Source organism: Synergistaceae bacterium (assembly GCA_031272035.1).
GTDB lineage: Bacteria > Synergistota > Synergistia > Synergistales > Aminobacteriaceae > JAISSA01.
Genome location: JAISUO010000074.1, coordinates 1 through 9,057, shown reverse-complemented (window position 1 = coordinate 9,057; position 9,057 = coordinate 1). Strand labels below are relative to the sequence as shown.

Below are 9,057 nucleotides of genomic sequence, written 5' to 3'. Positions count from 1 at the left end.
TTTCCCTATAGCCCCAGCGCTTCCGTGACCGGCGCGTAAAAATGCTTTTTCATCAGGTCCAGAGCGCCGTGGGTATCGTAACCGGACCAGAGCGGGTCGGAGTCCGGAGAGAGTCGCAGGGGCATGTTGGCCTCGACAAAGTCCCGGTTGACGGGGGACTGCATCGCCTCTCCCTGCTCTTTGAGCCGTCTCACCGCGTCCTCCGCGGCTTTCTCCAGACCTCCGGCGGCCACGGCTCGCCCCTCCTCGCCGAAACGCTCCAGCAGAACCTCGAAAATGTAATGATAAATCCGGATGCAGAGGGAACCAAAGCCGCTTTTGGCCTCCGCTTTGGGCAGAGAGGCGGAAGGTCCGGTGTAGTGGGGATCGTACTCCTCGAAACAGACCGGCCGCAGGTTTTCCGGAAGGTGCTCCGGCCGCAGAATGATGTTGAAGCTGCAATACTCGTCGCCATCCTGAGTCAGGGTGCGTCCCAGATTGACCCGGGTGTATCCGTAGGCGTAAGCGCTGTAGCAGGCCGGATGAAATTCCTCACAGTAAAGCCGGCCAACGGCGCGCAGGTTATGGGCCCTCCAGACGTCCGCCATGGGACAGGCCAGGGTGTGAGAAATGCGCTCCTGCGGGATCAGGGCGAGGCGGTCGCGCCCGAAACGCGGGTCCGACGGGAGGTCGCTGCCGACGCTGAACAGGTTTTTCATATTGATTTTATAGTTGGCCGCCAGCTGGGCCTCTCTTCGTTTCGTTCCCCGATCCCTGCCAAAACGCCGAACTCCCTCGCGCAGCGCGGATTCTCCCTTCAGCCCGAGGCGCTCAATGACGTGCCCTCCCAGAATGCCGTAAAAAAGGGTGTAGCTGTCCTGCAAATTGATGACGTTCATCTCTTTGACGGTGAACACGATTCGTCACTCCTTTCGTCCGACATTCTGTTCGACCCACAGGCCGAGAGGGGCGCGGAAATTTACGCCGATAAACTCCTCAAGGGCCGGATCGTTTGAACCCGCCCCGGAGTGCAGCGGACAGTTTTGGGAGACGAAAGCGGCCGTCAGGGGCGCTCCAACGGCGTCGGCCCGCTCCGCCATAAACGCGGCGATTTCCCGGGCCGCCAGCCGCAGACCTTCGGCAACCGCGCGCCGGGCGTCTCCGCGCTCCTCATCGCACACCGCATTGAAAGCGGCGACCAGCATCGCGGCCAGCCTGTTCCAGCGGACCGACGCGTTCGGAGCCGTTTCGGGCTTTATTCCGTCTTTTCGGGCGGCGTCCCCTTCGAAAGCCCGGACCTGTTCCTCGTTCATGTTGGCGGGCCGGAGATAATCGGCGAAACGGCAGCTGTTTTCTCCCCGCCGGTCGAGGATCTCCGACAGATTGGCCTGACCGACGCCCTCGGTGTAGGCCTCGATGCAGGCGTAAGTAAACTCCTCGCAGAAACAGAGGGCAAGCTCCCGTCCTTCTTCGACGTTCCGGAAAAACGCGGGGCCGCGAAAACGGACCATCTCGCGGAAGGGGCAGGTTACGACGTCAAACAGGGCTTCCTGTTCGTCAAGACGCTGAACGTCGAGCCGAAACCGCGGATCGTCGTACCGGATGACCGGCAGCTCGTAAAAACTTTTCAGGCTGGTCCCGATGCGCTTTTCCACGTGGGCCTTCCGTTCGAGGGCTCCCACTTCGGAACCGTAGCGATGGACGGCGCGGCGAATCAGCCTTTTCCCCTCCTGTCCGTAAAATTCAGTCAGTTTCCGGGCTGTGGAAAAATAGAGCAGAGTCCAGCAGTCCTGCAAATTTTGTGGTTCGATGTCGACGACGCTGTTCATCATTTCGCCCCTTTTTGTATCCAGTTTTTAAAGATCCACGTTCACGATGTCTTCCAGCGTTTTGTCCAAAGATCGCCGCAGCTCGTCCTTTATGCAGGAAAAGAGCAGACGGCGCCTCTGTTCAAAGTCAATTTCCGGTTCGGGAACCTCCAGAACCGGCTTCCGGTCCGGATCGTACCCGTCGAAACAGCGCTTCCGGTCCGGCAGGTCCAGGTTGGCCGGCCTCAGATACACGGAAAAACGGCAGTGCTCGTCGCCGGGATTGGTCAGAACCCTCGTCATATTGATCTGCACCGCGTCCCCGATTGCCGAGTGAAAATACGCCGGGTAAAACTCCTCGCACCAGAGCTGTCCCAGGTGTCGTTTTTCGCGCTGGTTCCACAGTTCCGCGTGAGGACATCTCACGATATTGACGAAAAGCTGCTGTTCCGTGTGTTCGATCCACTCCTTGTCCGTCCGGACGCCGACGGGAAAAGGCCCCCGGAGGTTCGCCGCCGTTTTCAGGCTGGTTTTCAGCCCGCATTTTTCGAGAAAGGCGCGTTTTTCACGACCCAACAGGGCGGCGTATTGCCGGACGCCCTCCCGTAAAACGGCTCGACCCCTCATGCCGAAGGACTCCTCCAGCGATTCGGCGATCTGCCGGTACAGATGAGACCACCTGTCCTGAGCCTCGTCCGAACAAAGCGCTTTGAGCGGCGTCACAGCGCCGGGCATTTCAGCTTCAGGCCGCATCGAGTCCAAGCTCCTTTCGTATCGTCAGGCAGTAGTTTTCGAAAAGCAGGGACTGAGCCCCCAGCGCGCAACAGGCCTCCGGCAGAGTTTCGTCGCCGGGGGACGGGCCCAGGGAAAGGGGGTGATGCCCTTCGAGAAAGCCCTCGTCCACCACGCGCTCCGTCGATCGGGCGATTTCCGCGAAAACCCGCGCCTGCTCCACGGCGGCGGCTCTCAGGCCGCTTCCGACCAGGCTTCTGGCGTCGTCCTCCCCCCAGCGCTCAGCGGCGGTTTCCAGAAAGTGAAAGTACATCTTAATCCAAAGCGCCCTGAATCCGGATTTTCCCTCCGGTTTGGGCATCTCGCGGTCGGGTTTGACGTATCCCTCGTCGTACTCCTCGAAGCTGAGCCGCCGTTCCTCATCGGTGAGATTTTCGGGGCGGTACGTGTGGTAAAAACAGCAGCGATCGTCGCCGTCCTGGGTGAGCGTCCGGCTCAGATTCACCTTCGTTTTCCCGAATCCGAAGGCCTGATAGCTGGCGATGTGGAACTCCTCGCAGTAGATTCTCCCGAGATGTTTGGCGTCATATTTTTTCCACACGTCCGCGAAAGAGCAGATCAGCGTGTCGCTGATGCGCTCCTCCCGCGTGCCCCGCAGCACCTTCGCCGTGAAACGCGGTTCTCCCGGACGGTCCCGTCCCTCCGAAAACAGGGTGGCCAGGTTGATTTTAACGTTATTCTCCAGGAGCCGCCGGCGGTTCGACAGCCCGCGGTCTCTGCCGTAACGGCGGACCGCCTCGCGCAGGACTCTTTCTCCCTCGAACCCGCCCTTTTCCAGCAGCTCGCGCGCGATAAAGGTGTACATAATCACCCAACTGTCCTGAAGACTTTCCAGCTCGATTTCCTTAAACCTGTTCATCGTTCCTCCTGTGCGGGACGCGGGTTCGGCGTCAGCCCAAACAGCCGACGCGGAAACAGGCGACTTTGTGCCCGCTTTCGACCTCCTGCAGACGGGGCTCGCCCTGCCGGCAGCGTTCATCAGCGTAAAGACAGCGATTGCAAAAGCGGCATACAGGCTCCGGCTCCACGGGGGAGGTTATCTCGCCCTTCAGCAGCACGCGCTGGCGCTTTTTCTTCAGATTGGGAACCGGTATGGCGGAAAGCAGGGCCTGAGTGTAGGGATGAAGCGGGTTGGAGAACAGCAGTTCCGCAGGCGCCGTTTCGATGATCTCCCCCAAATACATGACGGCGATGTTGTCCGAAAAATGGTTGACCACGCTCAGGTCGTGCGTGATGAACAGGTAAGCCAGACCGGTTTTTTCCTGAAGTTCCTTCATCAGATTGAGAATCTGGGCCTGTATGGAAACGTCGAGGGCCGAAACCGGCTCGTCGCAGACCACGAATTTCGGGTTCAGGGCGAAGGCCCGGGCGATTCCCACGCGCTGCCGCCGACCCCCGTCGAGTTCGTGGGGATAAGCGTTCATCAGGCGCTCCGCCAGTCCCACGGTCTCCATGATTTCCACGACTTTTTCCATGCGCTCATATTTGTCCGGAATCAGGCCGTGCAGTTTCAGGGGTTCTTCGATCGTTTCGCTGATCGTTTTCCTGGGGTTGATGGAGGAAAAGGGGTCCTGGAAAATGATCTGCATTTCCCTGCGCTTTCGCCTCATTTCGTCGGCGCCGTATTTGCGGATATCGTGTCCCTCGAAAAAAATTTCCCCCTCTGTGGCCTCGATCAGGCGGAGAATGACCCGGCCGGCCGTGGACTTGCCGCACCCGGACTCTCCCACCAGCCCCATGGTTTCGCCGCGGTTGAGCGTGAAACTGACGTTGTCCACCGCGTGAAGCAGGCCCTTGGGCGTTTTGAAATATTTTTTTATGCCGCGCACATCCAGCAGAACCTCGCTCATCTGCGTGAAAGCCTCCCTTCCACGGCGTCCCGGTCGTAGAGGTGGCATCGGACGAAATGCTTTTCTCCGCGAAACGCCCTGCCGGGTTTTTCCTTTTCGCATATCGGCATGGCGTAGGCGCAGCGCGGGTGAAAAGCGCAGCCTCCCGGCAGATTGGTGGGGTCGGGCATCAGGCCCTTGATGGGTTTGAGCCGGACCGTCCGGTTGTCCAGATCGGGGAGTGAGTTGAACAGGCCCTCCGTGTAAGGATGACGCGTGTTTTCGAAAACATCCTCCAGGCTTCCGTGCTCCAGAACGGTTCCGGCGTAAATGACGGAAACGTCGTCGCAGATCTCGGCCACCACACCCAGATCGTGGGTGATCATCAAAAGGGACGTGCGGTACCGCGCCCGAAGCTCCTTCATCATTTCCAGCACCTGGGCCTGAATCGTCACGTCCAGGGCGGTCGTGGGCTCGTCGGCGATCAGCAGGGACGGCGAGCAGGCGAGAGCGATGGCAATCACCACCCGCTGCCTCATTCCGCCCGAAAACTGATGAGGATATTCACGGCCCCGGCCCCCCGGTATGCCCACCATCTCCAGAGTTCGGCGCGCCTTTTCCAGCGAGTCCTGCCGGGAGAGGTTTTCGTGGATTTCAATGCTTTCAGCGATCTGATCCTCGACGGTGAACACCGGATTGAGCGCCGTCATGGGGTCCTGAAAGATCATCGAAACCTGACGGCCCCGAAGGTCGTCCATTTCTTTCTCTGATTTGGAGAAGACGTCTTCGCCGTAAAGCATGATACGTCCCCCCGTCACCCGACCGGGCGGTTCGGGGATCAGGCGCAGAACGGACAGGGCGGCTGTCGTCTTTCCCGCTCCCGTCTCGCCCACCAGTCCCAGCGCTCTGCCGCTTTCAATCGCCAGGTCCAGACCGTTCACCGCGTGCACCGTTCCCTCGTCCGTTCGATATTCGACGGAAAGGTCCTGAATTTCCAGCGCCAGCCTTCCTGAGTCGTTCATGACCGCGCCTCCGTCATTTCAGCCTGGGGTCGAGAGCGTCACGAAGCCCGTCGCCCAGAAGGTTCAGCGACAGAATCGTCAGCATCATGGCCAGTCCGGGGATGAAGGTCAGATAACTGTAGTCGCGGATGTAGGCGCGGCCCAGCGACAACATGCTTCCCCACTCCGGAACCGGCACGCGCACGCCCAGACCGAGGAAACTGAGCGCGGCCGCGTTGGTTATCGCCGTCGCCGCGCGAATCGCGATCTGCACGATGACGGGGCTCAGAACGTTCGGCAGCACGTGCCCGAAGATGATCGTGCCGTCTTTGGCCCCAAGGGCCCGGGCGGCCTCGATGTACTCCAGATCCCGAACGCTCAGGACGGAACTGCGCACCACCCGGGCGAACGAGGGAATTTGGGCGATGGCCAGGGCGATGATCATGTTCCGGATACTCGCTCCCAGGGCGGCGACGATGACGATGGCCAGCATCGTCATGGGGATGGCCATCAGGATGTCGATACACCTCATGATGACGTTGTCCACCGTCTTTCCGTAGTATCCCGCCACAGCCCCAAGGATGGTTCCCACCGTCAGGCTGATGGCCACCGACGAAAAGCTGATCAGAAGCGAGCGGCGTCCTCCGTGAAGCACCCGCGCCGCCACGTCGCGCCCCAGGTCGTCGGTCCCCAGAATATGGCCCGGGGAAAAGGGAGGCTTCAGGCGCTCCGTGATGTTCTGTTTGATGGCGCAGGTTTCGTAGTCGTAGAAAAAGTCCGCCGAGCAGACGGCAGCGATGATAATCGTGAGGCAGATCATCCCGATCAGCGAGTTTTTGTTGCGCCTGAACCGGCGCCACACGTTGGCGCTCTGACTGTTTTTTTTGTACTGTCTGAAGCGATTTGCTCTGGCCTTGTCGATTTCAGAAGCCATAAGAAGCCATTCCTTTCCAGTGTCAGGAGTACTGCGCCCTGATGCGGGGATCGACCAGTCCGTAACACAGGTCGATAATCAGGTTCAGCACAGAAAAAATGATCGTGAGGAGAATGACGCAGCCCAAAACCATCGGCGTGTCGCGCTGATTGATGGCCTCTACCATGAGTCTGCCCAGTCCGGGCCAGGCGAAAACCGTTTCCACCAGCACCGAGCCCCCCAGAAGCTGACTCATCTGAATGCCGATGACGGTGATGGTGGGAATCAGCGCGTTGCGGAAAGCGTGTTTGTGCACGACTTTTGTGCGGGCGACGCCCTTGGCCAGAGCGGTGCGGATATAATCCTGCCGGATGGTCTCCAGCATGGACGATCGGGTCGTTCTCGCCACGGTGGACATGTTCACGAAGGAGAGACAGATGGCGGGCAGAATGTAGCTGCGCCAGCTTTGGGCCCCCGCGACGGGCACCCATCGAAACTTCAGGGAAAACTGCAGAATGAGCAGCAGCCCCAGCCAGAAAACGGGCATGGAAATTCCGATCAGGGTGATGATCATGCTGAGGTTGTCGAAAATGGTGTTCTGTTTGACGGCCGCCAGAATCCCCAGCGGGATGGACAGCACCACGGTCAGAACGGCGGCCACGACGGCGAGTTTGACGGTGTAGGGGAAACGCGACGCGATCTCGGAGGCCACGGAGCGGTTCTTTATGTAGGAGGTGCCGAAATCGCCCTGCACGAACCGCGTCATATACCGCACGTACCGCAGAAGAACCGGGTCGCGCAGCCCCATTTCGACGCGAAGTTTCTCAACGGCCTCCTCCGGTGCGGCCTCGCCGAGAATCTGCCTCGCCGGGTCGCCCGGGGCGAGCTGCATGATCACGAAAACCAGCAGCGTCACCCCCAGCACCACAGGAATCAGTGTGATGATCCGTTTGACGATATATCGGATCATATTTTCATGTCCACCCGGGTCAATCCGTCCAGCGGGCGGTATGGAAACGCATATAGCCCGTGGCGCTCGACACGATGCCCTTCAATTTGGCGTTGTAGGCGCGGAAGTACTCCCCCTGCCAGAGAGACGGCTGAATGGCGAGGTCGTTGACTCGCTCGACGATTTTGTGGATGAGGTCAAGGCGTTTATCGGCGTCCAGCTCGGATTTCATCTGCGCGATCAGGTCGTCCACCAGCTGGTCGTTGCAGGCGCCTGCCACGGACTTGCGTTTGCTGCTGTGGTAGCGCATGACGTAGGTGAAGGCGTTGGACGGGGACCAGGATGTGATTCCGGACACGTAATCGCCCGAGGCTCTTTTTGCGTGCCAGGTCGCCGTTTCGACGGAGACGACGTCAACCTTGATTCCCACCTGGGCGAGGCTGTCCTGAATGATCGTGGCCACGCGCACGAGTTCGTCGGTCCGGACCAGAATCGGCAGGATCACCGTGGTGGGGTCGCCTCCCCACTTTTTGAGCAGTTCTTTGGCGAGGGCGACGTCGTAGGGTTTGGCGTTTCCGTCCCAGGAACCCCAGTAGCCCATGGGAATCGAGGAGTAACTGGGAACTCCGTAGCCGTTCAGAGCGCCTGCGATGAGGGCTTCCCGGTCAATGGCGCAATGAATGGCGTTGCGCAGATCGACGTTGTCGAAGGGAGCGATGTCGGTGTTGATGCACAGATAGAAGTTTTCCACGCTGGCCAGCTGGTCCACGTAAAACTCCGGGTTGCTTTTCAGCCGCTGTACGTCCGCCGTTTCCACATGGTAGATGGCGTCCACCTCTCCGACCTCAAGAGCCAGGGTGCGGGAAGTGCCCTCCGGAATGATCCTCCAGGTGATGGTTTTGATGCTGGGCTTTTCCGTTGCGTCCCAGTAATCATCGAATTTTTCGAGAGTGATGTGGTTGCCCTTGCTCCACTCCACGAACTTGTAGGGGCCCGTTCCCACGGGGTTGGAGCTGAAATCGTGACCGCTCTCCAGCAGGTCTTTGGGAAGGATGTAGTTGAAGTGATAGGCCAGGTCGTAAAGCAGGTTGGAGTACGGCTGTCTCAGAGTGAACTTCACCGTATATTTGTCCACCGCTTCCACTTTCTCGATTTCCTCGGTGTAGGGAATGGTCGCGGGGTACTTCTTCGCGTTGGCGATGCTGGCGATGACGTCTTCCGCCGTAAACTCCCTTCCGTGATGGAATTTTACGCCCTTATGCAAATGGAAGAGCCATTCCGTGTCGCTGGGGTTCTCCCAGCTCTCGGCGAGGTCGGGAACAACGTTGAGCGTCTCAGGATCCGCCTTCACCAGCAGGTTGTTCGTCAGCAGGTGAATGTAAATGGTAGCCAGCGAATCGTTGTCCACTGTGCTCAGAGAAGGCGGCTCAATCGCCGTCGCGATGGTGAGAGAGTCCTTTGCCGCGGCTTCCCCGCAGCCCGTCCAAACAAGCCCCGTCACAACCGTCACAATGACAAAGATCCACACAAAATAGCCTGCACCTCGATTTTGCTTCATTACTTACCACTGTCCTTTCCATATTTTAGTTTAATTCGTATCAGTGTACTAAATATGTAAATTACGTCAAGCCTAAAAAATTCCATGGTATCACTCAGTGTTCCGGCTGTCTGTTCAACGGGTATCATTTGTTATAATAAGCTATCCTGGAGAACCGGAACGTTTTTAACTCACAGAAGGAGGGGTATTCGTGAAGAACAAAGGGACGTCATTGTTGGTGAAAATCAG

At 58.8% G+C, this 9,057-nt stretch carries 9 protein-coding genes; all 9 read right to left on the bottom strand.

Going from position 1 to position 9,057, the window contains the following annotated elements; genetic code table 11:
* Positions 1 to 5: 5 nt before the first annotated feature.
* From LBR61_09010 to LBR61_08970, 9 genes are read right to left on the bottom strand one after another with little or no spacing between them, the layout of a single operon-like run.
* Positions 6 to 896 carry an L-2-amino-thiazoline-4-carboxylic acid hydrolase gene (locus LBR61_09010; GenBank protein MDR1732213.1) on the bottom strand — a complete coding sequence of 297 codons (891 nt, stop codon included), beginning with the start codon at positions 894 to 896 and terminating at the stop codon, positions 6 to 8.
* 6 nt (positions 897 to 902) lie between these two features.
* Positions 903 to 1,811 (bottom strand): L-2-amino-thiazoline-4-carboxylic acid hydrolase, encoded by a 909-nt coding sequence (locus LBR61_09005; GenBank protein ID MDR1732212.1) that lies wholly within the window; start codon positions 1,809 to 1,811, stop codon positions 903 to 905.
* A gap of 24 nt (positions 1,812 to 1,835) precedes the next feature.
* Positions 1,836 to 2,540 (bottom strand): L-2-amino-thiazoline-4-carboxylic acid hydrolase, encoded by a 705-nt coding sequence (locus LBR61_09000; protein ID MDR1732211.1) that lies wholly within the window; start codon positions 2,538 to 2,540, stop codon positions 1,836 to 1,838.
* Entirely contained in the window at positions 2,530 to 3,438 is a 909-nt protein-coding gene (locus LBR61_08995; protein MDR1732210.1) for an L-2-amino-thiazoline-4-carboxylic acid hydrolase, read from the bottom strand. The genes LBR61_09000 and LBR61_08995 overlap by 11 nt, the downstream gene beginning before the upstream one ends.
* A gap of 31 nt (positions 3,439 to 3,469) precedes the next feature.
* Positions 3,470 to 4,429, bottom strand: a complete 960-nt coding sequence (locus LBR61_08990; protein ID MDR1732209.1) for an ATP-binding cassette domain-containing protein — start codon at positions 4,427 to 4,429, stop codon at positions 3,470 to 3,472.
* Positions 4,426 to 5,430 carry an ABC transporter ATP-binding protein gene (locus LBR61_08985; GenBank protein MDR1732208.1) on the bottom strand — a complete coding sequence of 335 codons (1,005 nt, stop codon included), beginning with the start codon at positions 5,428 to 5,430 and terminating at the stop codon, positions 4,426 to 4,428. The genes LBR61_08990 and LBR61_08985 overlap by 4 nt, the downstream gene beginning before the upstream one ends.
* Positions 5,431 to 5,443: 13 nt before the next feature.
* Complete coding sequence (locus tag LBR61_08980; GenBank protein MDR1732207.1) at positions 5,444 to 6,343, bottom strand: ABC transporter permease; 900 nt, start codon at positions 6,341 to 6,343, stop codon at positions 5,444 to 5,446.
* A 22-nt stretch (positions 6,344 to 6,365) separates the two neighbouring features.
* On the bottom strand, positions 6,366 to 7,292 hold the full coding sequence (locus tag LBR61_08975; protein ID MDR1732206.1) for an ABC transporter permease: 927 nt from the start codon (positions 7,290 to 7,292) through the stop codon (positions 6,366 to 6,368).
* A 19-nt stretch (positions 7,293 to 7,311) separates the two neighbouring features.
* Positions 7,312 to 8,799, bottom strand: a complete 1,488-nt coding sequence (locus LBR61_08970; protein MDR1732205.1) for an ABC transporter substrate-binding protein — start codon at positions 8,797 to 8,799, stop codon at positions 7,312 to 7,314.
* Positions 8,800 to 9,057: the final 258 nt, after the last annotated feature.